Source organism: Streptomyces sp. Mut1 (assembly GCF_030719295.1).
Lineage (GTDB): Bacteria > Actinomycetota > Actinomycetes > Streptomycetales > Streptomycetaceae > Streptomyces > Streptomyces castrisilvae.
The window spans coordinates 1334853-1359449 of record NZ_CP120997.1 but is presented as its reverse complement, the minus strand read 5'-3'; the positions used below and the strand labels follow the sequence as shown (position 1 = coordinate 1359449).

Here is a 24597-nt window from a genome sequence, read left to right as displayed (position 1 = left end):
CGGCATCATGGAAGGCGTGCCCCATGCGAACACGAACCTCCGCCGCACCCCGGTGCAGCAGCGCAGCGCAGAACGCCTCGCCCGGATACTCGACGCCTGCGCCGAACTCCTCGACGAGACCGGCTACGAGCAGCTCTCCACGCGGGCGGTGGCCGCACGCGCCGGGGTGCCCATCGGCTCGGTCTACCGCTTCTTCTCCAACAAGCGCGCCCTGGCCGACGCGCTCGCCCGGCGCAACCTGGACAGCTACGCCGAGCGCATCACCGACCGGCTGACCGCCATCGGGGCCACCGACTGGCGCGGTGCGATCGACGCCGTGCTGGACGAGTACCTGGCGATGAAGCGCTCCGTCCCCGGCTTCGCCCTGGTCGACTTCGGCGCCCCCGCACCCGACGAGGACCCGGCCGACGACGCCAACCAGCGGGTCGCGGGCCGGCTCGCCGAACTCCTCACGGGCCACCTCGGCCGACCGGCCGACGAGGACCTGCTGCGGGCCGTCCTGGTCTGCGTGGAGGCCACCGACGCCCTGCTCAAACTCGCCTTCCGCACCGACCCGTCCGGCGACGGCGCGATCGTCGCCGAGACCCGGGTGCTGGTCCAGGCCTACCTCGCGCGTCTGCTGGACTGAGCGCGCCGGGGCCGTGAACACCCCGAGGGACCGCCCAACCTTTGCGCGAGTCATTCCCTCACGGGGCGTAGTGGGTTAATTTCAGGCCACTGCTGCCGCTCCCCACCGCTCCACCACCATCCTTCACGGGCGGAACACATGACTCGCGCCATCACTCTGAACAACGTCAGCAAGACCTACGGACGGTCCTCGCGCGCCGTCGACCGTCTCTCGCTCTCCATCGACCCGGGCGAGTTCGTCGTCCTGCTGGGCCCCTCGGGGTGCGGCAAGTCGACCGTGCTCCGCATGATCGCCGGCCTGGAGGACGTCACCGAGGGCGAGGTCCTGCTCGACGGCGAACCGGCCAACCACCTCACCCCTCGCGAACGCGAGATGGCCATGGTCTTCCAGAACTTCGCGCTCTACCCGACCATGACCAACCGGGCCAACATCGGCTTCCCGCTGAAGCTGGAGAACCCGCGCCAGGACCACAACGAGCGCATCGAGAACACCGCCAGGATGCTCGGCATCGAGCGCATCCTGGACCGGCTGCCCGGCCAGCTCTCCGGTGGTGAGCGCCAACGGGTGGCGATGGGAAGGGCGATTTCACGCCAACCTTCGGCGTTCCTGATGGACGAGCCGCTCTCCAACCTCGACGCGAAGCTCCGCAACCACCTGCGCGCCGAGATCTCCCAGCTCACCAAGGAACTCGGCGTCACCACCGTCTACGTGACCCACGACCAGGCCGAGGCCATGTCGCTCGGCCACCGGGTCGCCGTGATGCGCGGCGGGATCCTCCAGCAGGTCAGCCCGCCGCGCGAGGTGTACGCCCTGCCGGAGAACGTGTTCGTCGCCGCGTTCATCGGGACCCCGAGGATCAATCTGCTCCAGGCCGTCGTGCACGCGCCCCTGGAAGGCCGGATGTCGATCGACATCGGCCGCCAGCGCCTCCCGCTGCCCGAGCCGCTCAGCCCGGACCACCAGCTGCTGCGCATCCAGCAGGGCCGCCGGATCATCGTCGGGCTGCGCTCGGAGGCGGTCCGGATCGCCCCGCCCAGCCAGGCCCGCCCCGGCGAGGTCGCGCTCAGCGGCATCGTCGAGCACGTCGAGTACCAGGGCCACGAGGCGCTGGTCCACCTCAACACCGGCTCGCAGCCCGCCGTCGTGCCGGAGCTGGAATCGGCCCGCACCGACCGGGGGGCCGTGCGCAGGCGCCGCGGCGGCCAGGGCGGTGCCGGTGTGCTGGGACGGATCAAGGAGCGCGCCGCCGGTTACGTCTCCGGGGGCTCCGTCGCCGTCCTGGACGCCCCGGACAGCGACACGCTGCCGCCGGGCGCGCACAGCCCGGACCGCCCCGCCGTCACCGCCAGCGACCTCGTCGTCCGCACCGGCCCCGACATGCGGCTGCGCACCGGGGGACAGGTACCGCTCCTGGTCGACCTCGCTCACCTGTACGTCTTCGATCACCAGGGCCGCCGGATCTGCCCGCTGCCGAAGGACGTACCCGGCCTGGAGGTGTAGCGGGGCCGGAACGCCCGCCCGCCGCGCGGCGGGCGGGCGGGCGGGGCGCGTGACGGGGGTCTCTGGCGTCTGAAAACTAACAGCGCTAGTTTGGGGTCGGACGATCCCGTCCGTCACCGTGCCCGGGAGGAACAGCGATGAAGGCCCACGACGGTATGTACATCGGCGGCGCATGGCGGCCCGCCGCGGGAACGGACACGATCGCGGTCGTGAATCCGGCGGACGAGCAGGTCATCGCCCATGTCCCGGCCGGTACCGCCGAGGACGTCGACGCCGCGGTACGGGCCGCACGCGCCGCCTTCCCCGGCTGGGCCGCCACCCCGCCCGCCGGGCGCGCCGCCCGCATCGGGGCGCTGCGCGATGTGCTGGCCGCCCGCGCGGACGAGATCGCCGAGACGGTCACCGCCGAACTGGGCGCGCCGCTCAAGCTGTCGCAGACGGTGCACGCCGGACTGCCGGTCATGGTCGCCGGTTCCTACGCCGAACTCGCCGCCTCGTACGCCTTCGAGGAGCGGCACGGCAACTCCACGGTCTTCCTGGAGCCCGTCGGCGTCGTCGGCGCGATCACCCCGTGGAACTACCCGCTGCACCAGATCGTCGCGAAGGTCGCCCCCGCGCTGGCCGCCGGCTGCACGGTCGTCCTCAAGCCCGCCGAGGACACCCCGCTCACCGCACAGCTCTTCGCCGAGGCAGTCGAGGAGGCCGGGCTGCCCGCGGGCGTCTTCAACCTGGTCACCGGTCTCGGCCCGGTCGCCGGACAGGCGCTCGCCGAGCACGAGGACGTCGACCTGGTCTCCTTCACCGGCTCCACCGCGGTCGGCCGGCGGATCGGCGCCCTCGCGGGCGGCGCGGTCAAGCGCGTCGCGCTGGAACTGGGCGGCAAGTCCGCCAACGTCATCCTGCCCGGCGCCGACCTCGCCAAGGCGGTCAGCGTCGGCGTCGCCAACGTCATGTCCAACTCCGGCCAGACGTGCAGCGCCTGGACCCGGATGCTGGTCGACGCCGACCGGTACGAGGAGGCCGTGGCGCTCGCCGCCGAGGCCGTCGCCAAGTACGTGCCGGGCGAGCGGGTCGGTCCGCTCGTCAACGCCAGGCAGCGGGCCCGGGTGCGCGGTTACATCGAGAGGGGCATCGAGGAGGGCGCCCGCGTCGTCGCCGGCGGCCCCGAGGCGCCCCTGCCCACCGGCTACTACGTCAGCCCCACGGTGTTCGCCGACGTCACCCCGGAGATGACCATCGCCCGTGAGGAGATCTTCGGCCCCGTCGTCTCGATCCTGAAGTACGAGGACGAGGCGGACGCGCTGCGCATCGCCAACGACACGGTGTACGGGCTCGCGGGCGCCGTCTGGGCCGCCGACGACGCCGAGGCCGTCGCCTTCGCCCGCCGGATGGACACCGGCCAGGTCGACATCAACGGCGGCCGCTTCAACCCGCTCGCCCCCTTCGGCGGCTACAAGCAGTCCGGCGTCGGCCGCGAACTCGGCGCGCACGGTCTGGCCGAGTACCTCCAGACCAAGTCCCTCCAGTTCTGACCTTATCCGGCCTCCGTACCGCCCATCGATCAGCAAGGAGCCAGTCCGTGGTCCGCGCCGCCGTACTGCCCGCCGTCGGAGCTCCGCTGGAGATCACCGACATCACCCTGCCGGAGCCCGGCCCCGGCCAGGTGCGCGTCCGCCTCGCCGCCGCCGGGGTCTGCCACTCCGACCTCTCCCTGTCCAACGGCACGATGCGGGTGCCCGTCCCGGCCGTCCTCGGCCACGAGGGCGCCGGCACCGTCGTCTCGGCCGGCGAGGGCGTCACCCATGTCGCCCCCGGCGACGGCGTCGTCCTCAACTGGGCGCCCTCCTGCGGGAGCTGCCACCACTGCGGGATCGGTGAGGTCTGGCTCTGCGCCGGCGCCCTGGCCGGGGCGGCGAACATCCACGCCCGCACCGCGGACGGCACCGAACTGCACCCGGGGCTGAACGTCGCCGCCTTCGCCGAGGAGACCGTCGTCGCCGCCAACTGCGTGCTGCCCGCCCCGGACGGCATCCCGCTCAGCGACGCGGCGCTGCTCGGCTGCGCGGTGCTCACCGGCTACGGCGCCGTCCACCACAGCGCCCGGGTCCGGGCGGGCGAGTCCGTCGTCGTGTTCGGTATCGGCGGCGTCGGCCTCGCCGTCCTCCAGGCCGCCCGGATCGCCGGCGCCTCGAAGATCATCGCGGTGGACGTGTCCCCGGAGAAGGAGGAGCTGGCCCGCCGGGCGGGCGCCACCGACTACGTCACCGCCTCCGACACCACACCCCGGGAGGTCCGTAAGCTGACCGGCGGCCAGGGCGCGGACGTGGCCGTCGAGTGCGTGGGCCGCGCCGCCACCATCCGCGGCGCCTGGGAGGCCACCCGCCGGGGCGGCCGCACCACGGTCGTCGGCATCGGCGGCAAGGACCAGCAGGTGACGTTCAACGCCCTGGAGATCTTCCACTGGGGCCGGACCCTGACCGGCTGCGTCTACGGCAACAGCGACCCGGCCCGCGACCTGCCGGTGCTGGCCGGCCACATCCGGGCGGGCCGCTTCGACCTCTCGATGATGGTCACCGAACGGATCGCCCTGGACGGCATCCCGGCCGCCTTCGACAACATGATCGCGGGCAGGGGCGGCCGGGCGCTGGTGGTGTTCTAGCCGCTCGTCGCACGCCTTGCGGGGGCGGGCTCCAGCTGCTCGTACTGGAGCACGAGCCCGTCCACCAGGGCCCGCAGCCCGGTCTCGAAGGCCCCCTCGTCCACCTGCTGGCGCCGTTCGGCCAGCAGGTGCGCCTGGCCCAGGTGCGGGTAGTCGGCGGGGTCGTACGCCGTCTCGTCGTCCACGAAGCCCCGGGCGAACGAGCCGAGCGCCGAGCCGGTGATGAAGTAGCGCATCAGGGCGCCGATGTACGTGGCCTGGGCCGGCGGCCACCCCGCGCGCACCATCGCGCCGAACACGGCGTCCGCCACCCGCAGCCCGGCCGGCCTGCGCCCCGGGCCCCGGGCGAGCACCGGGACGATGTGCGGGTGCGCGGCGAGCGCCGCACGGTAGGAGAGTGCCCAGTCGTGCAGGGCGGCCCGCCAGTCACGCGGATCGGACTCCTCGAACATCGACAGATCGACCTGCGCGGAGACGGCGTCGGCGACCGCGTCCAGGATCTCGTCCTTGTTGCGGAAGTGGTTGTACAGGGACGGCCCGCTGACCCCCAGTTCGGCCGCGAGGCGGCGCGTCGACACGGCGTTCAGGCCCTCGGCGTCCACGAGGGCGCTCGCCTTCTCGACGATGCGTTCTCTGCTCAGGAGGGGCTTGCGCGGGCGGGCCATGCGGCACATAGTAGGCCCTGCGAACCTAAAACTAGCAGTGCTAATTTCGAAGAGGGTGCGGCCGATGAATCTGGAGCTCAGCGAGGAGCAGGAGGCCGTCCGCCGGCTCGCCGAGGACTTCGTCGCCCGCGACGTCGCCCCGTACGCCGTCGAGTGGGACCGGTCCGAGAACGTCGACAAGTCGATCGTGAAGAAGCTCGGCGCCCTCGGCTTCCTCGGCCTGACCGTCCCCGAGGAGTACGGCGGCTCGGGCGGCGACCACCTCGCGTACTGCCTGGTGACCGAGGAGCTGGGCCGGGGCGACTCCTCGGTGCGCGGCATCGTCTCGGTCTCCCTCGGCCTGGTCGCCAAGACCCTCGTGGCCTGGGGCGACGAGGAGCAGAAGCGGCAGTGGCTGCCCCGGCTGACCTCGGGGGACGCCATCGGCTGCTTCGGCCTGACCGAGCCCGGCACCGGCTCGGACGCGGGCAGTCTGACGACCCGGGCCGTACGGGACGGCGCGGACTACGTCATCAACGGCAGCAAGATGTTCATCACCAACGGCACCTGGGCCGACGTGGTGCTGCTCTTCGCCCGCACCAACGACACCCCCGGCCACAAGGGCATCTCCGCGTTCCTCGTCCCCACGGACACCCCCGGCCTCACCCGCCGCACCATCCACGGCAAGCTCGGCCTGCGCGGCCAGGCCACCGCGGAACTGGTGCTGGAGGACGTCCGCGTCCCCGCCGCCGCCCTCATGGGCCCCGAGGGCAAGGGCTTCTCCATCGCCATGTCCGCCCTGGCCAAGGGGCGGATGTCGGTGGCGGCCGGCTGTGTCGGCATCGCGCGGGCCGCCCTGGACGCGGCCGTCGGCTACGCGGGCGAGCGCGAGCAGTTCGGCAGGCCCATCGCCGGCTACCAGCTCGTCCAGGAACTCATCAGTGACATCTCCGTGGACGTCGAGGCCGCGCGCCTGCTGACCTGGCGGGTCGCCGACCTCGTCGACCGGGGCCAGGACTTCGCCACCGCCGCGTCCCGGGCGAAGCTGTTCGCCTCCGAGGCCGCCGTCCGCGCCGCCAACAACGCCCTCCAGGTGTTCGGCGGCTACGGCTACATCGACGAGTACCCGGTCGGCAAGCTGCTGCGGGACGCCCGGGTGATGACGCTCTACGAGGGCACCAGCCAGATCCAGAAGCTGATCATCGGCCGGGCCCTGACAGGAGTCTCCGCGTTCTGAGTACCATCTGAGTATCCGCACGGATGTGGCGTGGGACACGCCGCCGGATGCTGGGCGGCATGAGTGAGACGACACCGGTCAGACAGCAGAACACCGCCGCCTACTACGGTCAGGCCGTCGCGTCCTTCGGGATCGCGATGGGCGCGGTGACCCTCGGAATCTACTTCCTCGACGCCGATGCCTGGGTGCGCGGTTTCCTCGCCATCGGCGTCCTCTACCTCGTCACGTCCGCCTTCACCCTGGCCAAGGTCATCAGGGACCGGCAGGAGGCGGGCCAGCTGGTCAGCCGGGTCGACCAGGCCCGCCTGGAGAAGATCCTCGCCGAGCACGACCCGTTCCAGAAGCTCTGACGGGGCCTCGGCGATCTCAGCCCGCGGCTGCACCTAAGCGCTTGCTCAGGATCGCGGTATGGTGTTCGTCCTGTTGACTGAGAGGGGCGAGCGACGATGAGCACGGCGCAGGAGACCGACGCCGAGGACCCGCCGTGGGCCGAGGTGACGCCCGAGGCCGCCCGGCGGCTCCTCGTCGCCGCCGTCGACGCCTTCGCCGAGCGCGGGTACCACGCGACCACCACCCGGGACATCGCGGGCCGCGCCGGCATGAGCCCCGCCGCGCTCTACATCCACTACAAGACGAAGGAAGAGCTGCTCCACCGGATCAGCCGGATAGGCCACGACCGGGCCCTGGCCGTGCTGGAGTCCGCCGCGGACAGCGGGGGCACGGCCGCCGAGCGGCTCGCCTCCGCCGTCCGTTCCTTCGTCCGCTGGCACGCCGAGCGGCACACCACCGCCCGCGTGGTCCAGTACGAACTCGACGCGCTCGGCGAGGAACACCGCGCCGAGATCATCGCGCTGCGCCGCAGGAGCGACGCGGTGGTGCGCCGGATCATCGGCGAGGGCGTCGAATCCGGCGAGTTCGACGTCCCGGACGTGCCGGGGACCACGCTCGCGGTGCTCTCGCTCTGCATCGATGTGGCGCGGTGGTTCAACGCCCAGGGCAGCCGGACGCCGGACGAGGTCGGCGAGCTCTACGCGGGCCTCGTCCTGCGGATGGTCGCCGCCGGACGCTGAGCGCGGACCCGGAGAACGGCGCGCCCCCGGCCCACTGCGGGCCGGGGGCGTTCACGTACCGGGGCGCGGCTCAGAAGTAGTAGCGGGACACCGACTCGGCGACGCAGGCGGGCTTGTCGCCGCCCTCGCGCTCGACGGTCACGACGGCGGTGACCTGCACACCGCCGCCCGCCTCCTCGACGCTCTTCAGGACGGCCGTCGCCCGCAGCCGCGAACCCACCGGCACGGGGGAGGGGAAACGGACCTTGTTGGTGCCGTAGTTGATGCCCATCTTCACGTCGTCGACCCGCATCACCTGCGGAACGAGCGCCGGAAGCAGGGAGAGCGTCAGGTAGCCGTGCGCGATGGTCGTGCCGAACGGGCCGGTCGCGGCACGCTCCGGGTCCACGTGGATCCACTGGTGGTCACCGGTGGCGTCGGCGAACAGGTCGATCCGCTTCTGGTCGACCTCCAGCCAGTCGCTGTGCCCCAGCTGCTCGCCCACCCCGTCGCGCAGCTCCTGCGCGGACGTGAAGATCCTCGGCTCAGCCATGTCCCTGGTCCCTGCCTTCCCGCTCTGCCGTCCATGCGTCAGCGCTTTCTAAGCGCTTGCTCAGCATGCTGGGCGGGTGCGTTCCTGTCAACGACGGACCGGCGGAGCCGGGCCACGTAGGCTTGTCCGGGTGCCCCAGATCCCGCAGACACTCCATGAACTCACGGTCGGCCAGCTCTCCGCACGCAGCGGCGCCGCCGTGTCGGCCCTGCACTTCTACGAGGCCAAGGGCCTGATCAGCAGCCGCCGCACCAGCGGCAACCAGCGCCGCTACAGCAGGGACGCCCTGCGCCGGGTCGCCTTCGTCCGCGCCGCCCAGCGGGTCGGCATCCCGCTGGCCACCATCCGCGAGGCGCTGGCCGAGCTGCCCGAGGAGCGCACCCCGAACCGCGAGGACTGGGCGAGGCTCTCCCACGCCTGGCGCTCCGAGCTGGACGAGCGCATCCAGCAACTGGCCCGGCTGCGCGACCACCTCACCGACTGCATCGGCTGCGGCTGCCTCTCGCTGGAGACCTGCGTCCTGTCCAACCCGGACGACGTCAGCGGCGAGCGGATAAGCGGCTCGCGCCTGATGCCCGAGCGCAAGCCGGCGGACCGCGCCGACGCCGGGTGCCGAACGGCCCGCGGCTGACGGGCCACTCCGGTTCTCAGGCCGCCGGTGCCAGATCGCCGGCCCGGGTCCGCCGGGCCCTCGCCAGCGCCGCCGGGGTGAGCACCGGCTGCGGCACCACGATCCCGCACCCCGTGCACACCGGCCCGGACCACGGCTCGCTGTCCAGGTCGTGCCGCCAGGTGATCCGGGGCTGGGCGCACACCGGGCAGCCGGTGCCCGGCTCCGCCTCCAGGGCCGAGATCAGCCGGGCCAGCACCTCGGCGAGCGGCGCCGACGGGTGCACCGCCGGATCGTCGCAGCGCGCCACGCCGTTGCCGCCCCAGGTGCGCCGGTGCCAGTCGTCGAACGCGCCGGGCCGGCGCAGCCCCCGGTGCTTCTCCCGCCTGCGGCGCTCGGCGAACCCCGCCTCGTAACCGAGCCAGACCGTGCGGGCCCGCTCCAGCTCGTCCAGTGCCCGCATCAGCCGCACCGGGTCGGGTGCCCGGTCCTCGGGGGCTATGCCGTGCCGTGCGCACAGATGGTCCCAGGTCGCCCGGTGCCCGTAAGGGGCGAAGCGCTCCAGGCACTTGCGCAGCGAGTACCGCCGCAGCGCCAGATCGCTCCGCGGATCGCGGACCTGTCTCGCCAGACTCCGGAAACCGGCCATTGAGCCGCCACCTCCGTCGCTCGTACTCCGTCGCCCGTACTTCGGCGTCAGGGGATGGACGTACAACTGCCCGGATCGGCTCCATCCAAGGGTGCGGAGTCCGATGGGTGAGACGGCGGCACAGGACCCGCCGGCATGTGGCGATTCGGAAAAGGTGACCGATGTTCACCTTACCGGTCGGTCATACCGTCGGTAACCTGCGGCGCATCGGCCTCTCGGAGGAGTACGCATGCCCCCACGCACCCGTATCACCGCCCGCACCGGTACCACCAGAGCCGCCGCGTTCGCCGCCGCTCTCGCCCTCGGTACGTCCCTGCTCGCCGCCGCTCCGCACGCGGGCGCCGCCGAGGCGGACCCCGTCCCCGACTACTGCCAGGGCCAGTGCGACGACATCCTGCCGCCCGGCGAGAACGGCAACGCCACCCTCGTCGAGATCCTCGGCAACAAGGCGTTCGGTACCCATCCCGCGCACAGCGACGACCAGCTCGACCGCTACAACGGTCTGGTCGCCGGGCACACCGGCCTCACCGACCAGAAGCTGACGGAATTCTTCAACGACGCCTCCTTCGGCGTCCCGGGCGACCAGGTCGAGTCCGTCACCTCGCCCCGCGACGACGTCACCATCACCCGTGACAAGTCGTCCGGCGTCCCGCACATCAAGGGCACCACCCGCTACGGCACCGAGTTCGGCGCCGGGTACGCCGCCGGGCAGGACCGGCTCTGGCTGATGGACCTCTTCCGGCACATCGGGCGCGGCGAGCTGACCTCGTTCGCCGGCGGCGCCCTCGCCAACCAGGGCCTGGAGCAGGAGTTCTGGCCGCAGGCCCCGTACACCGAGGCCGACCTGGAGGCGCAGGTCGAGTACATCAGGACCCATGAGGGCGCCCGCGGCGAACAGGCCATGGCGGACGCCCAGGCGTATGTGGACGGCATCAACGCCTACCGGACGAAGTCGAAGAACGGCCGCTACTTCCCCGGCGAGTACGTCCTCACCGGCAAGATCGACGCCATCACCAACGTGGGCGAGATCCAGCCGTTCAAGCTGACCGACCTGATCTCCATCGCCTCGGTCGTCGGCGGCCAGTTCGGCGGCGGGGGCGGCGGCGAGGTGCAGGCGGCGCTGTCCCTGCTGTCCGCGCAGCAGAAGTACGGCGTCGCCGAGGGCACCGAGGTCTGGGAGTCGTTCCGCCAGCGCAACGACCCCGAGGCCGTCCTCACCATCCACGACGGCACCTCCTTCCCGTACGCGAACAAGCCCGACAACGCCGTCGGCACCGCTCTCCCGGACCCCGGCTCCGTCACCGCCGAACCCTTGATCTACGACCGCACCGGCTCGGCCGGCACCGGCGTGAAGGCGCCCGTCAAGGCCCCCGCCGATCTCAGGAAGGCACAGGGCGTCTTCGACGACGGCGTCATCCCGGAGGGCTCCCTGCCCGGCTCCGGCGCCCAGAAGCGCGGCATGTCCAACGCCCTGGTGGTCTCCGGCAACAGCACGGCGAGCGGCAATCCCATCGCCGTGTTCGGGCCGCAGACCGGCTACTTCGCCCCGCAGCTGATGATGCTCCAGGAGATCCAGGGCCCCGGCATCAGCGCCCGCGGCGTCTCCTTCGCCGGCGTCGGCATGTACATCCAGATGGGCCGCGGCCAGGACTACGCCTGGAGCGCCACCTCGGCCGGCCAGGACATCACCGACACCTACGCCGTCGACCTGTGCGAGCCCGACGGCTCGACGCCCACCAAGGACTCCACGCACTACCTCTACCGGGGCACCTGCACCGCGATGGAGAAGATGGAGCGCGTCAACTCCTGGAAGCCGACCGTCGCCGACTCCACCGCCAAGGGCTCCTACCGGATGCAGGTGTGGCGCACCGGCTACGGCATCGTCACCCACCGCGCCACGGTGGACGGCAAGCCCGTCGCGTACACCTCGCTGCGCACCACCTACCGGCACGAGGCCGACTCGATCATCGGCTTCCAGATGCTCAACGACCCGTCGTACGTCACCGACGCCGCCTCCTTCCAGCAGGCGGCGAGCAACATCGACTACGCCTTCAACTGGTTCTACGCCGACTCCCGCACCGCCGCCTACTACAACAGCGGCATGAACCCGGTGCGCGCCCCCGGCGTCGACCCGGCGCTGCCCATCAGGGCCGAGCAGGCGTACGAGTGGCAGGGCTACGACCCGGCGGCCAACACCGCCGCCTACACCCCGTTCGCCGAGCACCCGCACTCCAGCGGCCAGGACTACTACATCTCCTGGAACAACAAGCAGGCCGAGGGGTACGCCGCCGCGGGCTTCGGGCTCAGCGCGGTGCACCGGGGCGACCTGCTCGACGACCGGGTCTCGAAGCTGGTCGACGAGGGCGGCGTGACCCGTGCCTCGTTCACCCGGGCGATGGCGGACGCGGCCCTCACCGACCTGCGCGGGGAGCAGCTGCTGCCCGAGCTGCTGAAGGTGATCCGCTCCCAGCCGGTCACCGACCCGGAGCTGAACGCGGTGGTCCAGCAGCTGGACTCCTGGCGGGCGTCGGGCGCCCAGCGCAAGGAGAGCAGCCCCGGCTCGCACACGTACACCCACGCCGACGCGGTACGGATCATGGACGCGTGGTGGCCGAAGCTGATCGACGCGGAGTTCCGGCCGGGGCTCGGTGACGACCTGTACGGGGCGCTGACCGCGAACCTCGCCACCGACGAGTCCCCGGCCGCCAGCCACGGACCCAGCGGGGCGCACAGCGGTTCGGCCTTCCAGTACGGCTGGTGGGGCTTCGCCGACAAGGACCTGCGCCAGGTGCTGGGGCAGCCGGTCAAGGGCCCGCTCGCCAAGTCCTACTGCGGCAACGGCGACCTGAGCGCCTGCCGTACGGCGCTGCTGTCCTCGCTGAAGGAGGCGGCGGCGGTGCCGGCCGCCGAGGTCTACCCGGCGGACGACAACTGCAAGGCCGGCGAGCAGTGGTGCACGGACTCGATCATCCACCGGGCGCTGGGCGGCATCGGCCAGAAGGCCATCCACTGGCAGAACCGCCCGACCTACCAGCAGGTGGTGGAATTCCCGTCCCACCGCTGACGGCCACTGAGCCCCGTCCGGCGATCGAGGACAGCTGCCGGGCCGGGCGGGCCCGTATCCGACGGGCCCGCCCGGCGACACCTCACCGGTACCGCAAGTACCGCTTGCGCACGGCCCGGAACGCCGCGAGGTCAGCGGCCCACGCGCCCACCACCTCGTCCACATCGGCCCCCGCGTCGATCATCGTGCGGACGCGCGTGTTGCCGGTGAGCTTGTCGATCCAGTTGTCCGACCGCCACTCGAACCCGCTCCACGTCCGCTTCGCCGTGATCAGCAGCGCGATCCCCGTGCGCACCGGGTCGAAGACCTCGCGGTCCAGGACGTGCACCTGCACCCCGCCGACCGTCACGCCCGCGAACTTCGAGAACGTCGGCGCGAAGTACGCCTCGCGGAACCCCACCCCCGGCAGGTCCAGCGCGTTCGCGGCGGCCGCCCAGGTGTGGTCGATGCCCTCCGCGCCCAGCAGCTCGAACGGCTGGGTCGTGCCGCGCCCCTCGGAGAGGTTCGTCCCCTCGAACAGGCAGGTGCCCGAGTAGACGAGCGCCGTGGCGGGCGTCGGCATGTTGGGGCTCGGCTGCACCCACGGCAGGCCCGTGTCGTCGAAGAAGTCGGAGCGCGACCACCCCGACATCTTCACGATCTCCAGGTCCGCCGGGCGGTCCGCCAGGAACTCCCCGTTGAACAGCAGCGCCAGTTCGGTGACCGTCATGCCGTGCGCCTGGGAGATCTCCCGGCGGCCCACGAACGTCCCGAACGCCGGGTCGAGGACGGGCCCGAGCGCGGCCCGCCCGGTCACCGGGTTCGGCCGGTCCAGCACGACGAACTTCTTGCCCGCGAGGGCGGCCGCCTCCATGCAGTCGTACAGCGTCCAGATGTACGTGTAGAAGCGGGCGCCGGCGTCCTGGATGTCGAAGACGATCGTGTCCACACCGGACGCGGTGAAGACGTCGGCGAGATCCTGGCCGTTCTTCAGGTACGTGTCGTAGACCGGGAGCCCGGTCGCGGGGTCGTCGTACCGCCCCTCCGAGCCGCCCGCCTGCGCGGTCCCCCGGAAGCCGTGCTCGGGGCCGAAGACGGCGGTCAGGTTCACCCGGCGGTCCGGGTGCATGACGTCCACGATGTGCCGGACATCGGATGTGATCCCGGTCGGATTGGTGACGACGCCGACCCGCTGCCCCTTCAGCAGCGCGTAACCGTCCGCCGCCAGCCGGTCGAATCCGGTACGGACGCGGGGCCGCCCGTTGCCGTTCCCGTGACCGTGGCCCTTGCCGTGCGATGGGCCGGCGGCCGCGGGCGCGGCCGAAGCGGCTGTCGCCGCGAGGGCCCCCACCGCACCGCCGGCGGCCAGCAAACCACGCCTGGACAGGCTCATTCGGCTACCTCCATGATCGCGACGTCTGTCATGGTCACGCACGCTAGCGCGCGGACGGGCCGCGGGGAACGTGTCGGACGGGGCCGCTGTGACCCGAGTGACCCATGAGGTGGGGCCCACCCCTTCCCCGACGACATACCGACTGGTTAGTCTGCCGGTGCGGTCGTCGGCTGAGAAAGGCGTGAGCGATGAGTACGGTGCAGGGCGCGGGCGTAGTGGTCACCGGGGCCGGAGGCGGCATCGGCGCCGCGCTCGCCCGCAGATTCGCCGCCGAGGGCGCACGGGTCGTCGTCAACGACCTGGACGGGTCCCGGATCGAGGCGCTCGCCGAGGAGACCGGAGCCGTCGCCGTCGCCGGGGACGCCTCGCGGATCGTGGACGCGGCCCGGGACGCGCTGGACGGCACCATCGACATCTACTGCGCCAACGCGGGCCTCGCCTCGCCGGGCGACCCGCTCGCCGACGAGGAGGTCTGGGCGGCGGCCTGGGACGTCAACGTCATGGCCCACGTCCGGGCGGCCCGCGCCCTGCTCCCCGACTGGCTGGAGCGCGGCAGCGGCCGGTTCGTCTCCACCGCGTCCGCCGCCGGACTGCTGACGATGATCGGCGCCGCGCCGTACAGCGTCACCAAGCACGGGGCGGTCGCCTTCGCCGAGTGGCTCTCCCTCACCTACCGCCACCGCGGCCTCAAGGTCCACGCGATCTGCCCGCAGGGCGTGCGTACGGACATGCTCACGGCCGCCGGATCGGCCGGGGAACTCGTCCTCGCCCCCAGCGCCATCGAGCCCGAGGACGTCGCCGACGCCCTCTTCGACGCCATGGCCGCCGACCGCTTCCTCGTCCTGCCGCACCCCGAGGTCGCCGGCTACTACCGGGCCCGCGCCGAGGACACCGACCGCTGGCTCGGCGGCATGAACCACCTTCAGCGCACCTGGGAGGAGACCGGCGCATGAGCGAGTCGATCTACGCGGCGAAGCCCTGGCTTTCGCTGCTCAGCGAGGCCCAGCGGGCCCCCGTCCACCCCGCCGAGACCCTGGTGCACGCTCGGTGGCACGCACCCCGGACCACCCGGCGCTCGCCTACTTCGACGGCCGCCTCAGCTACCGCGAGACGGATGAGCTGTCCGACTCCGTGGCCGGCCATCTCGCAGCCCGGGGACTCGGGCGCGGCGACCGGGTCGCGATCATGCTCCAGAACTCCCCGCAGTTCGTCCTCGCCCTGCTCGGCGCCTGGAAGGCCGGGGCGACCGTCGTGCCGCTCAACCCGATGTACAAGTCCGCCGAGGTCGGCCACGTCCTCAAGGACGCCGAGGTCGCCGCGCTCATCTGCTCGGACCGCGCCTGGGAGGCGTATCTGCGGGACACGGCCGCCGCCGCGCCGGGCGTCCGGACCGCCCTCACCGCGTGCGAGCTGGACCTCCAGACGGAGAACGACGCGCGGGTCCTCGACTTCGAGCGGCTGCCCGCGGCCCCGGACGCCGACGATCTGGTCGCCGTCGCCCGCCGGGGCATCCCCGCCCCCGCCGGACGCGGCCTCACCGCCGCCGACGTGGCACTGATCAGCTACACCTCCGGGACCAGCGGCACCCCCAAGGGCGCCATGAACTCCCACGGCAACATCATGGTCAACGCCGAACGCCAGCGAACCGGCCACCCCGTCCCCGGGGGCGCCGCCTACTTCGCCCTCGCCCCGCTCTTCCACATCACCGGCATGGTCTGCCAGCTCGCCGCCTGCCTCACCAACGCCGGCACCCTCGTCCTGGCCTACCGCTTCCACCCCGGGGTCGTCCTCGACGCCTTCGCCGAGCACCGCCCCGCGTACACCGTCGGTCCCTCGACCGCCTTCATGGCGCTCGCCGCCACCCCCGGCGTCACACCCGGGCACTTCGCGTCCTTCCGGGTCATCTCCTCCGGCGGCGCGCCGCTGCCGCCCGCGCTCGTGGAGAAGTTCCGGGCGGGCCTCGGCCCGTACATACGCAACGGCTACGGCCTCACCGAGTGCACCGCCCCCTGCGCCTCCGTACCGCCCGAGCGCGAGGCCCCCGTCGACCCGGTCTCCGGCACCCTCTCGGTCGGCGTGCCGGGACCGGACACCGTCGTACGGATCATCGACGAGAACGGCGCGGAGGTGCCCTTCGGCGAGCAGGGCGAGATCGCGGTGCGCGGCCCGCAGGTCGTGTCCGGCTACTGGCGGCTGCCCGAGGCCACCGCCGCCGCCTTCCCCGACGGGGAGCTGCGCACCGGGGACATCGGCTTCATGGACCGCGAGGGCTGGCTCTACGTCGTGGACCGCAAGAAGGACATGATCAACGCCTCCGGGTTCAAGGTCTGGCCGCGCGAGGTCGAGGACGTCCTCTACACGCACCCGGCCGTGCGCGAGGCCGCCGTCGTCGGCGTGCCCGACGCCTACCGGGGCGAGACGGTCCGCGCCTACGTCAGCCTGCGCCCCGGTGCCACGGCCGGCCCGGCCGAACTGGGCGCGTACTGCAAGGAACGGCTCGCCGCGTACAAGTACCCGCGCGAAGTCGAGATCCTGGCCGAGCTGCCCAAAACGGCTAGTGGGAAGATCCTCAGGCGGGAACTGCGTTCACCCCGCTAGAAACGGCTCACCGGGCACGGCCCACCACGGAACGGAAGGAAGGCGGCGGCTATGGCCAAGGAGACGGACGGGGGCGGCACCCCCGTCCCCCAGCGGCTGCTGGCCGCCGCCACCCGGCTCTTCGCCGAGCAGGGCTACGACCGCACATCGGTCCAGGAGATCGTGGAGGCGGCCGGCGTCACCAAGGGGGCGCTGTACCACTACTTCGGCTCCAAGGAGGACCTGCTCCAGGAGGTGTACGCCCGGGTGCTGCGCCTCCAGCAGGAGCGCCTGGACGCCTTCGCGAACGCCGAGGCGCCCATCGAGCAGCGGCTGCGCGACGCGGCGGCCGACGTGGTCGTCACCACCATCGAGAACCTGGACGACGCGTCGATCTTCTTCCGCTCCATGCACCACCTGAGCCCCGAGAAGAACAAGCAGGTACGGGGCGAGCGGCGCCGCTACCACGAGCGCTTCCGCGCCCTGGTCGAGGAGGGCCAGCGCGGCGGTGTGTTCTCCACGGCCACCCCGGCGGACCTGATCGTCGACTACCACTTCGGATCGGTCCACCACCTGTCGACCTGGTACCGCCCGGACGGCCCCCTCACCCCGCAGGAGGTCGCCGACCACCTGGCCGACCTGCTGCTCCGCGCGCTCAGGCCGTAGCGACGCCCTCCGCGGTCAGCCGCCCGAGCAGCGCCTCTGCCGCCGGGTTGCGCGGCCGGGGCGCCCGGCCCACCAGCAGCACCGTCCGGCCCGGTTCCGGCTGCCGGACGGCCACGCACGGCAGCCCGGCGTCCTCACCGATCCGGCGCGGCACGATCGCGACGCCGATGCCCGCCCGCACGAGGTCCACGAGCAGCCGGATCTGGGTGACGTCACAGGTGATCCGGCGCTCCAGACCGCAGTGCGCGGCCAGCCGCCGCACCGCCGTCTCCAGGCCCGTGCCCGCCCGGAAGTCCACGAACGGCTCATCGGCGAGATCCCGGATCAGGGCCCGCCCGGCCGTCGCCAGCCGGTGTCCGGGGGCGGTGATCAGCACCAGGTCCTCCCGCCAGGAGGCGAACGCCGTGATGTCCTCGGGCAGCGCGGCGTCGTCCGGCGCCAGATAGGCGAGGTCCAGCTCACCGGCGCGCACCCCCGCCACCAGCTCCGGCGTCGTCGCCTCCCGCAGCGAGATCTGCACCCCGGGCCACACGCGGTGGAACGCCGCCAGCTCGGCGGCCAGGTCCACGCAGGTCAGCGTCTGGATCGTGCCGATCCGTACCCGCCCGGAGGCCAGCCCCGACACCGCGGCCACCGCGTCGCGCGCGGCGTCCGTACCCGCCAGCACCGTCCGCGCCGACGGGATCAGCGCCCGCCCCGCCTCCGTCAGCACCACCCGGCGGCCGGTGCGCTCGAACAGATCGGCGCCCAGTTCCCGTTCGAGATTGCGGACGGACGTGCTCAGCGCGGACTGCACGATCAGCTCGGCGCGGGCGGCCGCGGTGAAGCTGCCGTGCGTGATCACCGCCATGAAGTGGCGGAGCTGGCGTATCTCCATGCATCTACGTTATCGATGGCCACCAGCGAATCCATCTGTTGGACCGGGTCCGCGACCGGGGTGAAGCTGGATTCATGGCGCACATCCAGAGCTCCACCCGCATCCCCGTCCTGTGGACCGCGGCCTACGGCCCCCACCGCCCCCGCCCCGTCCGCACCCTCGCCCGCTCGCTGCTCAGGGTCCGGGCCTTCGCCCGTGACCTGGCCCTCGCCGATCACGTACCGTCGGGCGGCTATTGACGACACGGCTGGGCAGGACCGGCCGGCCCGCGCCTTCGGGTGGGAGGCCCGCCTCCGCCGGGGCCTCCCCGCCTTCCGCCTTCCGGCCCGGCCCCTACAGGTACTGCTTGATCTCCCGCCGGGCCAGCGACCGCTGGTGCACCTCGTCCGGGCCGTCCGCCAGGCGCAGCGTCCGGGCCGACGCCCACAGCTCGGCCAGCGGGAAGTCCTGGCCGACCCCGCCCGCGCCGTGCAGCTGCACCGCCTGGTCGAGGATGGCGACGACGGCGCGCGGGGTGGCGATCTTGATGGACTGGATCTCGGTGTGCGCGCCCCGGTTGCCGACCGTGTCCATCAGCCAGGCGGTCTTCAGCACCAGCAGCCGCAGTTGTTCGACGGTGACCCGGGCGTCCGCGATCCAGTTCTGCACGACGCCCTGCTGGGCGAGCGGCTTGCCGAAGGCGGTACGGGAGACCGCGCGCCGGCACATCAGCTCGATCGCGCGCTCCGCCATGCCGATGAGCCGCATGCAGTGGTGGATGCGGCCGGGGCCCAGCCGGGCCTGGGCGATGGCGAAGCCGCCGCCCTCCTCGCCGATCAGGTTCGACGCCGGCACCCGCACCTGGTCGAAGACGACCTCCGCGTGGCCGCCGTGCCAGTGGTCCTCGTAGCCGTACACCTGCATGGCGCGCTTCACCGTGAGGCCCGGGGTGTCGCGGGGGACGAGGATCTGCGACTGCTGGCGGCGGATGTCCGCGCCGTCCGGGTCGGTCTTGCCCATCACGATGAAGATCGCGCAGTCCGGGTTCATCGCCCCGGAGATGTACCACTTGCGCCCGTTGATGACGTAGTCACCGCCGTCGCGGGTGATCCGGGTCTCGATGTTGGTCGCGTCCGATGAGGCGACCTCCGGCTCCGTCATCGCGAACGCGGAGCGGATCTCGCCGGCCAGCAGCGGTTCCAGCCACCGCTTCTTCTGCTCGTCCGTGCCGAACTCGGCCAGCACCTCCATGTTCCCGGTGTCCGGCGCGCCGCAGTTCGTCGCGGTCGGCGCCAGGCGCGGGGAGCGGCCCAGGATCTCCGCCAGCGGGGCGTACTGGAGGTTGGTGAGCCCGGCGCCGTGCCCGGTGCCCGGCAGGAAGAGGTTCCACAGGCCCTGCCTGCGGGCCTCCGCCTTCAGGTCCTCCACCACCTGCGGGGTCTGCCACGGCGATGCCAGCTCGGCGCGCTGCTCGTCAGCGACCGCCTCGGCCGGGTAGACGTGCTCGTCCATGAAGGCGAGCAGCCGGGCGCGCAGCTCCTCGGTCCGGGCGTCGAATGCGAAGTCCATGGGGTGGGTCAGCCTTCCTGGAGGGTGGTGAGGCCGTGCTCGATGAAGACGGGGACGAGGTCGCCGATGCGGTCGAAGCCGCTGCCGACGGTCTGGCCCAGGGTGTAGCGGTAGTGGATGCCCTCCAGGATCACGGCGAGCTTGAACCAGGCGAACGCCGTGTACCAGGAGATGGCGGAGGTGTCGCGGCCGGACCGGGCGGCGTAGCGCTCGATCAGCTCGGCGGGGGAGGGGTGGCCGGCCGCGCCGCTGGTGGTGGAGACGGGCGACTCGGGCAGGCCCAGGTCGGAGCTGTACATCACCAGCAGGCCGAGGTCGGTCAGCGGGTCGCCGAGCGTCGACATCTCCCAGTCCAGGACGGCCTTGATCGCGTCGTCGGCGCCGATCAGGGCGTTGTCCAGGCGGTAGTCGCCGTGCACCACGGTGGGCGCGGGGGATACGGGCAGCTCCCGGCCGAGCGCCGCGTGCAGCGCGTCGATGCCGGGCAGCTCGCGGTTGCGCGAGGCGTCCAGCTGCTTGCCCCAGCGGCGCAGCTGCCGGTCGAGGAAGCCGTCGGGGCGCCCGAAGTCGCCGAGTCCCACGGAGTGCGGGTCCACGGCGTGCAGTTCCACCAGGGTGTCGACCAGGGCGAGCACCGCGGCCCGGGTGCGCTCGGGACCGAGCGGGGCCAGCTGCTCCGCCGTGCGGTACGGGGTGCCCTCGACGTACTCCATGACGTAGAACGGCGAGCCGATGACGCTCTCGTCCTCGCACAGCAGCACCGGCTCCGGGACCGGGACGGCCGTCGGGTGCAGGGCGCTGATCACCCGGTGCTCGCGCTTCATGTCGTGCGCGGTGGCCAGCACATGCCCCAGCGGCGGCCGGCGGACGACCCAGCGGCCGGTGCCGTCGGTGACGACGTACGTCAGGTTCGACCGGCCGCCCTCCACGATCCGGGCGTCGAGCGGCCCGTTCACCAGCCCCGGACGCTCGCGGTCGAGGTGCCCGCGCAACCGGTCGAGGTCGAGACCTGGCGGGTGGACGTGGCTCATCGTGCGTACCTCCGGACTGGGCGAACGGTCGGTCTTATGATGCCGACCAGTCGGTATGTCGTCCAGTGAACTCCCGTAACCGGATACGCGAACTCCGGTCGCCGCGGCTGCCGCGCCTCTGGTGCTCGATCGCGTCCCTGAATAGAGTTCACGTATGGATACGACGCTGCTGATCGACGAAGTCCGGCTCACCCCGATCCTGATAGCCGACCCGCCCCTGCTCAACACCCAGGGCGTCCATCAGCCGTACACCCCCAGGCTGGTCGTGGAGGTCGTCACCCGGGGCGGGGTGACCGGCGTCGGGGAGACCTACGGCGACAGCGCCTACCTCGCGCTCGCGCCGCCCCTCGCCGCGGCCCTGCGCGGACGGCCGGTCAGCGATGTGAACGGGCTGTTCGCCCTGGCCGACGAGGTGTGCGGAGATTCACGGGCGGCGGGGGAGCGGGCCGCCGGCGCGCGGGTGGACGCGGGCGGGCTGCGCGGCGTCCAGACCTCCGACAAGCTTCGCCTCTCGGTGGTCTCCGGCTTCGAGGTGGCCTGCCTGGACGCGCTCGGCAAGACCCTCGGCCTTCCGGTGCACGCGCTGCTCGGCGGCAAGGTCCGCGACCGCGTCGAGTACAGCGCCTACCTCTTCTACCGCTGGGCCGCCCACCCGGACGGCGGCGAGCGCGACGACTGGGGCGCGGCCCTCGACCCGGCCGGAGTCGTCGCCCAGGCCCGGCGCTTCGCCCGCGCGTACGGCTTCTCCTCCTTCAAGCTCAAGGGCGGCGTCTTCCCGCCCGACCAGGAGATCGCGGCCGTCCGCGCGCTCGCCGAGGCGTTCCCCGGCCGGCCGCTGCGCCTGGACCCCAACGGCGCCTGGTCCGTGGAGACCTCGCTGTACGTCGCCGAGCAGCTGAAGGACGTACTGGAATACCTGGAGGACCCGGCGAGCGGCACCGGGCCGATGGCCGCCGTCGCGGCGGGCACCGACGTGCCGCTGGCCACGAACATGTGCGTCACGACCCTCGCCGAGATCCCGGAGGCGTTCGCGCGGGACGCCGTACAGGTCGTCCTCTCCGACCACCACTACTGGGGCGGGCTGCACCGTACCCGTGAGCTGGCCGGGATCTGCCGCACCTTCGGCGTCGGGCTCTCGATGCACTCCAACACCCACCTCGGGATCAGCCTCGCCGCCATGACGCACGTCGCGGCCACCGTCCCCAACCTCGACTACGCCTGCGACAGCCACTACCCCTGGCAGAGCGAGGACGTCATCACCACCCGCCATGTCTTCGAGGACGGCCACCTCACCGTCCGCGACGCCCCCGGTCTCGGCGTCGAACTCGACCGGGACCGGCTGGCCGCCCTGCACCGCCGCTGGCTCGACGACGACGGCACGATGCGCGAGCGCGACGACGCCGCCGCGATGCGCAAGGCCGAACCGGGGTGGGCCACGCCACCGATCCCGCGCTGGTGACGGCCCCGGCTGAGTTGCGGACGCCCCGGCCCGCCTTGAGGGTCGAACCATGAAGGCGATCAGCTACAGCAGCTTCGGCGATGCCGGCGTCCTGGAGTACGGCGAGCGGCCCGACCCCAAGGTCGGCCCCGACACCGTCCTGGTGAAGGTGCGGGCCGCCGCGGTCAACCCGGTCGACCGGCAGGCCAGGGAAGGCAACCTGGACGGCCTCCTCGACACCGTCTTTCCGGTGATCCCCGGCTGGGACGTCTCCGGGGTCGTCGTGCAGCCCGGGGTCGCCGTGGACGAGTTCGCGGTCGGTGACGAGGTCATCGGCTATGTGCGGGAGGACTTCCTGAGCCGGGGGACCTTCGCCGAATACGTCGCGGCACCCGTGCGCACCCTCGCCCGCAAACCGCTCAGCCTCAGCTTCGAGGAGGCGGCCGGCCTGCCCCTGGCCGGTCTCACCGCCTACCAGGTGCTCCACCGCACCCTGCGCGTCCGCGAGGGCGACACCGTCCTCGTCCACGCGGCGGCCGGCGGCGTCGGCTCGCTCGCCGTACAGCTCGCCCGGCACGCCGGCTGCCGGGTCATCGGGACCGCCAGTGAACGCAACCACGAGCACCTGCGCACCCTCGGCGCGCAGCCCGTGGAGTACGGCGACGGGCTCGCGGACCGGCTGCGGGCCCTGGCGCCCGACGGGATCGACGCCGCGTTCGACACCGTGGGCGGCGAGGCCCTGCGCGCGTCCGCCGAGACGCTCGCCCCCGACGGGCGGCTGGCCTCCATCGTGGACACCGAGGTGTTCTCCTACGGCGGCCGGTACGCGTTCGTCCGGCCCGACGCCCAGGACCTGGCACACCTGGCGGAGCTGGCCGAACAGGGCATCGTCTCGGTCCACGTCGACCGGGTCTTCCCGCTGGCCGAGACGGCCGAGGCCCACCGGCTCAACGCCGAGGGACGCACCCGCGGAAAGATCGTCGTCACCGTGGACTGGGACGCGCCGGAGGGCTGACCGCCCCCAGGACCTGTCTTCAAACTGCCGTCTGCCGGGCGACGCCATGCACGCACTCTCGCCGCACCGGCCCCAGCCCCCGGTACGTCCAGTACAGGGGCCTGGGGCCGGCACACCGAGAGCACACACCTGACGCCGCCCGGCCGCCCTTCGGGCGACGACGGCAGTTTGAAGACAGGCCCTACGGCCGCCCGTCAGAACAGCGTGGCCGCCGCGAACACCGCCAGCGCGATCGTGCAGGCGGCGGCCGTCACCGCGCCCGCGGCCTCCAGCGGGCGCGGCCGGGCGCCGCTCATGGCCTGCACCCGGCGGTTGGCGACCCACAGGAACCCCAGCCAGGCCAGCACGCTCAGCGCCAGGGCGAGAATCCCGGCGCCCGTCGCTCCGCCGTGCAGCGCCTGCTTGCCGGCCAGCAGCGCCGCCACCGTGCAGGACAGCGTCGTACGCCGCCACGCCAGCCGGGTCCGCTCCGGCTGGAGACCCGGGTCGCGCTCCCCGGCGGTCACCGGCTCTCCCAGCCGAAGAGGACCACCACCACCATCGCCACCGCCACCACCGCGACCGCGAGGCTCAGCAGCGTCGGGAACCGGGAGACCGGCAGATCCTCGCCGCGCCGCATCGCCCGCTCGCACCGCACCCAGTGGTTGACGGCCCGCAGCGCACACAGCACCCCGGCCGCCAGCAGGGCCAGCGCCAGGCCGGCGCGCACCCCCCAGGACAGCCCCGGCAGGAACTGGTCGACCGCGAAGCCCCCGCCGATCAGCGCCAGAGCCGTCCGTATCCAGGCGAGGAAGGTCCGCTCGTTGGCGAGCGAGAAGCGGTAGTCGGGAGTGTCGCCCTCGTCGCGGATGCGCTGCGGTGCGAACCACAGCCGCAGACTCTGTACGAATTCGTTCACGAGTGGACCCTATCCGCCAACTTCTCGCACACTCCCGAACTGTTCAGGACACCTCCCGGTCCCGGAACGCCCGCAGCCGCCGGTAGCAGTCGAGGCCGTCCGGTACCCACAGCCAGTCGTCGAGCCGCCGCTCCAGCTCCCCGTCGTCCAGGAAGGTGTGCCAGGCGACCTCCTCGACCTGCGGCCGCACCGGCAGCTCGCACCGGACCCGGTAGACGGACGACCACCAGGTGTGCCGGCCGCCCTCGTAGAGGAACTTGAACAGCGGCTCCGGGCGGGGCAGTCCCGAGACACCCAGCTCCTCCTCGGCCTCCCGCAGTGCCGCCTCGTCGTAGCTCTCCCCGGCGCCGACCACCCCGCCGACGAACATGTCGTAGTGGGAGGGGAAGACCAGCTTGGTGGCGGTCCTGCGGTGCACGAAGATCCGGCCTTCGGCGTCCCGGGCCTCGATGAAGACGCACCGGTGGCGCAGCCCCCGGGCCGTCGCCTCGCCGCGCGGGGCCTGCCCCACGACCACGTCGTTCTCGTCGACGATGTCCAGGATCTCGTCAGAAGGTGTCATGCCCGCCATCCAACCGCAGA

General features: G+C 72.4%; 24 protein-coding genes and 1 pseudogene. 15 read left to right on the top strand and 10 right to left on the bottom strand.

Features of this window, described 5'->3' with window-relative positions; all coding sequences use genetic code 11:
• Positions 1 to 7: 7 nt before the first annotated feature.
• The 4 genes from P8A18_RS05630 to P8A18_RS05615 all read left to right on the top strand — a co-directional run bounded on the left by P8A18_RS05630 (position 8) and on the right by P8A18_RS05615 (position 4787).
• On the top strand, positions 8 to 628 hold the full coding sequence (locus P8A18_RS05630; RefSeq protein WP_018556067.1) for a TetR/AcrR family transcriptional regulator: 621 nt from the start codon (positions 8 to 10) through the stop codon (positions 626 to 628).
• A 138-nt stretch (positions 629 to 766) separates the two neighbouring features.
• On the top strand, positions 767 to 2128 hold the full coding sequence (locus P8A18_RS05625) for an ABC transporter ATP-binding protein (protein WP_306052283.1): 1362 nt from the start codon (positions 767 to 769) through the stop codon (positions 2126 to 2128).
• A 137-nt stretch (positions 2129 to 2265) separates the two neighbouring features.
• Positions 2266 to 3660, top strand: coding sequence for an aldehyde dehydrogenase family protein (locus tag P8A18_RS05620; RefSeq protein WP_306052281.1), 1395 nt, complete (start codon positions 2266 to 2268; stop codon positions 3658 to 3660).
• A gap of 47 nt (positions 3661 to 3707) precedes the next feature.
• Positions 3708 to 4787, top strand: coding sequence for a Zn-dependent alcohol dehydrogenase (locus P8A18_RS05615; RefSeq protein ID WP_306052279.1), 1080 nt, complete (start codon positions 3708 to 3710; stop codon positions 4785 to 4787).
• On the opposite strand, the gene P8A18_RS05610 is transcribed toward P8A18_RS05615, so the two are convergent.
• Positions 4784 to 5452, bottom strand: a complete 669-nt coding sequence (locus P8A18_RS05610) for a TetR/AcrR family transcriptional regulator (RefSeq protein WP_306052277.1) — start codon at positions 5450 to 5452, stop codon at positions 4784 to 4786. The genes P8A18_RS05615 and P8A18_RS05610 overlap by 4 nt on opposite strands.
• Before the next feature lie 64 nt (positions 5453 to 5516).
• On the opposite strand from P8A18_RS05610, the gene P8A18_RS05605 reads away from it, so the two are divergent.
• The 3 genes from P8A18_RS05605 to P8A18_RS05595 all read left to right on the top strand — a co-directional run bounded on the left by P8A18_RS05605 (position 5517) and on the right by P8A18_RS05595 (position 7738).
• On the top strand, positions 5517 to 6668 hold the full coding sequence (locus tag P8A18_RS05605; RefSeq protein WP_306052275.1) for an acyl-CoA dehydrogenase family protein: 1152 nt from the start codon (positions 5517 to 5519) through the stop codon (positions 6666 to 6668).
• Between the two features lie 59 nt (positions 6669 to 6727).
• On the top strand, positions 6728 to 7018 hold the full coding sequence (locus P8A18_RS05600; RefSeq protein WP_037711450.1) for a YiaA/YiaB family inner membrane protein: 291 nt from the start codon (positions 6728 to 6730) through the stop codon (positions 7016 to 7018).
• A gap of 96 nt (positions 7019 to 7114) precedes the next feature.
• Positions 7115 to 7738, top strand: a complete 624-nt coding sequence (locus P8A18_RS05595) for a TetR/AcrR family transcriptional regulator (RefSeq protein ID WP_018556074.1) — start codon at positions 7115 to 7117, stop codon at positions 7736 to 7738.
• Positions 7739 to 7808: 70 nt separating this feature from the next.
• On the opposite strand, the gene P8A18_RS05590 is transcribed toward P8A18_RS05595, so the two are convergent.
• A complete protein-coding gene (locus P8A18_RS05590; protein WP_306052272.1) occupies positions 7809 to 8270 on the bottom strand; it encodes a MaoC family dehydratase in 462 nt (153 codons plus the stop codon).
• Between the two features lie 130 nt (positions 8271 to 8400).
• Between P8A18_RS05590 and soxR the strand changes: the two genes are divergently transcribed.
• Positions 8401 to 8901 (top strand): redox-sensitive transcriptional activator SoxR, encoded by a 501-nt coding sequence (gene soxR, locus P8A18_RS05585; protein ID WP_306052270.1) that lies wholly within the window; start codon positions 8401 to 8403, stop codon positions 8899 to 8901.
• A 16-nt stretch (positions 8902 to 8917) separates the two neighbouring features.
• On the opposite strand, the gene P8A18_RS05580 is transcribed toward soxR, so the two are convergent.
• The gene (locus tag P8A18_RS05580) at positions 8918 to 9529 is read right to left on the bottom strand and encodes a hypothetical protein (protein WP_018556077.1); all 612 of its coding nucleotides are present in this window, start codon (positions 9527 to 9529) and stop codon (positions 8918 to 8920) included.
• Positions 9530 to 9758: 229 nt separating this feature from the next.
• Here P8A18_RS05580 and P8A18_RS05575 point away from each other — a divergent pair, with 229 nt between their 5' ends.
• A complete protein-coding gene (locus P8A18_RS05575) occupies positions 9759 to 12593 on the top strand; it encodes a penicillin acylase family protein (RefSeq protein WP_306052268.1) in 2835 nt (944 codons plus the stop codon).
• 82 nt (positions 12594 to 12675) lie between these two features.
• Here P8A18_RS05575 and P8A18_RS05570 read toward each other — a convergent pair whose 3' ends face one another.
• Positions 12676 to 13965 (bottom strand): exo-beta-N-acetylmuramidase NamZ family protein, encoded by a 1290-nt coding sequence (locus P8A18_RS05570; RefSeq protein WP_306052266.1) that lies wholly within the window; start codon positions 13963 to 13965, stop codon positions 12676 to 12678.
• Positions 13966 to 14153: 188 nt separating this feature from the next.
• Here P8A18_RS05570 and P8A18_RS05565 point away from each other — a divergent pair, with 188 nt between their 5' ends.
• From P8A18_RS05565 to P8A18_RS05555, 3 genes and pseudogenes are all read left to right on the top strand, one after another.
• The gene (locus P8A18_RS05565; RefSeq protein WP_306052264.1) at positions 14154 to 14918 is read left to right on the top strand and encodes an SDR family oxidoreductase; all 765 of its coding nucleotides are present in this window, start codon (positions 14154 to 14156) and stop codon (positions 14916 to 14918) included.
• Positions 14915 to 16563 (top strand): annotated as a pseudogene (locus P8A18_RS05560) (AMP-binding protein). Before P8A18_RS05565 ends, P8A18_RS05560 begins: the two are co-directional and overlap by 4 nt.
• A 51-nt stretch (positions 16564 to 16614) precedes the next feature.
• A complete protein-coding gene (locus P8A18_RS05555) occupies positions 16615 to 17208 on the top strand; it encodes a TetR/AcrR family transcriptional regulator (protein ID WP_306052263.1) in 594 nt (197 codons plus the stop codon).
• Here the strand turns inward: P8A18_RS05555 and P8A18_RS05550 are convergent.
• Positions 17198 to 18085 (bottom strand): LysR family transcriptional regulator, encoded by an 888-nt coding sequence (locus P8A18_RS05550; protein ID WP_306052261.1) that lies wholly within the window; start codon positions 18083 to 18085, stop codon positions 17198 to 17200. The two genes, P8A18_RS05555 and P8A18_RS05550, sit on opposite strands and share 11 nt — an antisense overlap.
• 74 nt (positions 18086 to 18159) lie before the next feature.
• On the opposite strand from P8A18_RS05550, the gene P8A18_RS05545 reads away from it, so the two are divergent.
• Entirely contained in the window at positions 18160 to 18324 is a 165-nt protein-coding gene (locus tag P8A18_RS05545; protein ID WP_306052259.1) for a hypothetical protein, read from the top strand.
• A 94-nt stretch (positions 18325 to 18418) separates the two neighbouring features.
• Here the strand turns inward: P8A18_RS05545 and P8A18_RS05540 are convergent, their stop codons facing one another.
• Both P8A18_RS05540 and P8A18_RS05535 read right to left on the bottom strand, forming a co-directional pair.
• Positions 18419 to 19633: an acyl-CoA dehydrogenase family protein gene (locus P8A18_RS05540; RefSeq protein ID WP_306052257.1), complete on the bottom strand. Its 1215-nt coding sequence runs from the start codon at positions 19631 to 19633 to the stop codon at positions 18419 to 18421.
• Positions 19634 to 19641: 8 nt separating this feature from the next.
• Positions 19642 to 20664, bottom strand: coding sequence for a phosphotransferase family protein (locus P8A18_RS05535; RefSeq protein ID WP_306052255.1), 1023 nt, complete (start codon positions 20662 to 20664; stop codon positions 19642 to 19644).
• Positions 20665 to 20818: 154 nt separating this feature from the next.
• On the opposite strand from P8A18_RS05535, the gene P8A18_RS05530 reads away from it, so the two are divergent.
• Both P8A18_RS05530 and P8A18_RS05525 read left to right on the top strand, forming a co-directional pair.
• Positions 20819 to 22123, top strand: a complete 1305-nt coding sequence (locus P8A18_RS05530) for a glucarate dehydratase family protein (protein WP_306052253.1) — start codon at positions 20819 to 20821, stop codon at positions 22121 to 22123.
• A 49-nt stretch (positions 22124 to 22172) separates the two neighbouring features.
• Complete coding sequence (locus P8A18_RS05525) at positions 22173 to 23117, top strand: NADP-dependent oxidoreductase (RefSeq protein ID WP_306052252.1); 945 nt, start codon at positions 22173 to 22175, stop codon at positions 23115 to 23117.
• 194 nt (positions 23118 to 23311) lie between these two features.
• On the opposite strand, the gene P8A18_RS05520 is transcribed toward P8A18_RS05525, so the two are convergent.
• Genes P8A18_RS05520 through P8A18_RS05510 form a run of 3 tightly spaced genes read right to left on the bottom strand, consistent with a single transcriptional unit; the run spans position 23312 to position 24577 of the window.
• On the bottom strand, positions 23312 to 23623 hold the full coding sequence (locus tag P8A18_RS05520; RefSeq protein WP_306052250.1) for a DUF202 domain-containing protein: 312 nt from the start codon (positions 23621 to 23623) through the stop codon (positions 23312 to 23314).
• Positions 23620 to 24015, bottom strand: coding sequence for a YidH family protein (locus tag P8A18_RS05515; protein WP_306052249.1), 396 nt, complete (start codon positions 24013 to 24015; stop codon positions 23620 to 23622). The genes P8A18_RS05520 and P8A18_RS05515 overlap by 4 nt, the downstream gene beginning before the upstream one ends.
• A 43-nt stretch (positions 24016 to 24058) precedes the next feature.
• Positions 24059 to 24577 (bottom strand): NUDIX domain-containing protein, encoded by a 519-nt coding sequence (locus P8A18_RS05510; protein ID WP_306052247.1) that lies wholly within the window; start codon positions 24575 to 24577, stop codon positions 24059 to 24061.
• Positions 24578 to 24597: the final 20 nt, after the last annotated feature.

Bases quoted from the DNA above. Each gene is read 5' to 3' on its own strand.
- P8A18_RS05630 (WP_018556067.1), top strand. From the start codon at position 8: ATGGAAGGCGTGCCCCATGCGAACACGAACCTCCGCCGCACCCCGGTG.
- P8A18_RS05625 (WP_306052283.1), top strand. From the start codon at position 767: ATGACTCGCGCCATCACTCTGAACAACGTCAGCAAGACCTACGGACGG.
- P8A18_RS05620 (WP_306052281.1), top strand. From the start codon at position 2,266: ATGAAGGCCCACGACGGTATGTACATCGGCGGCGCATGGCGGCCCGCC.
- P8A18_RS05610 (WP_306052277.1), bottom strand. From the start codon at position 5,452: ATGGCCCGCCCGCGCAAGCCCCTCCTGAGCAGAGAACGCATCGTCGAG.
- P8A18_RS05605 (WP_306052275.1), top strand. From the start codon at position 5,517: ATGAATCTGGAGCTCAGCGAGGAGCAGGAGGCCGTCCGCCGGCTCGCC.
- P8A18_RS05600 (WP_037711450.1), top strand. From the start codon at position 6,728: ATGAGTGAGACGACACCGGTCAGACAGCAGAACACCGCCGCCTACTAC.
- P8A18_RS05595 (WP_018556074.1), top strand. From the start codon at position 7,115: ATGAGCACGGCGCAGGAGACCGACGCCGAGGACCCGCCGTGGGCCGAG.
- P8A18_RS05590 (WP_306052272.1), bottom strand. From the start codon at position 8,270: ATGGCTGAGCCGAGGATCTTCACGTCCGCGCAGGAGCTGCGCGACGGG.
- P8A18_RS05580 (WP_018556077.1), bottom strand. From the start codon at position 9,529: ATGGCCGGTTTCCGGAGTCTGGCGAGACAGGTCCGCGATCCGCGGAGC.
- P8A18_RS05575 (WP_306052268.1), top strand. From the start codon at position 9,759: ATGCCCCCACGCACCCGTATCACCGCCCGCACCGGTACCACCAGAGCC.
- P8A18_RS05570 (WP_306052266.1), bottom strand. From the start codon at position 13,965: ATGAGCCTGTCCAGGCGTGGTTTGCTGGCCGCCGGCGGTGCGGTGGGG.
- P8A18_RS05565 (WP_306052264.1), top strand. From the start codon at position 14,154: ATGAGTACGGTGCAGGGCGCGGGCGTAGTGGTCACCGGGGCCGGAGGC.
- P8A18_RS05555 (WP_306052263.1), top strand. From the start codon at position 16,615: ATGGCCAAGGAGACGGACGGGGGCGGCACCCCCGTCCCCCAGCGGCTG.
- P8A18_RS05550 (WP_306052261.1), bottom strand. From the start codon at position 18,085: ATGGAGATACGCCAGCTCCGCCACTTCATGGCGGTGATCACGCACGGC.
- P8A18_RS05545 (WP_306052259.1), top strand. From the start codon at position 18,160: ATGGCGCACATCCAGAGCTCCACCCGCATCCCCGTCCTGTGGACCGCG.
- P8A18_RS05540 (WP_306052257.1), bottom strand. From the start codon at position 19,633: ATGGACTTCGCATTCGACGCCCGGACCGAGGAGCTGCGCGCCCGGCTG.
- P8A18_RS05535 (WP_306052255.1), bottom strand. From the start codon at position 20,664: ATGAGCCACGTCCACCCGCCAGGTCTCGACCTCGACCGGTTGCGCGGG.
- P8A18_RS05530 (WP_306052253.1), top strand. From the start codon at position 20,819: ATGGATACGACGCTGCTGATCGACGAAGTCCGGCTCACCCCGATCCTG.
- P8A18_RS05525 (WP_306052252.1), top strand. From the start codon at position 22,173: ATGAAGGCGATCAGCTACAGCAGCTTCGGCGATGCCGGCGTCCTGGAG.
- P8A18_RS05510 (WP_306052247.1), bottom strand. From the start codon at position 24,577: ATGACACCTTCTGACGAGATCCTGGACATCGTCGACGAGAACGACGTG.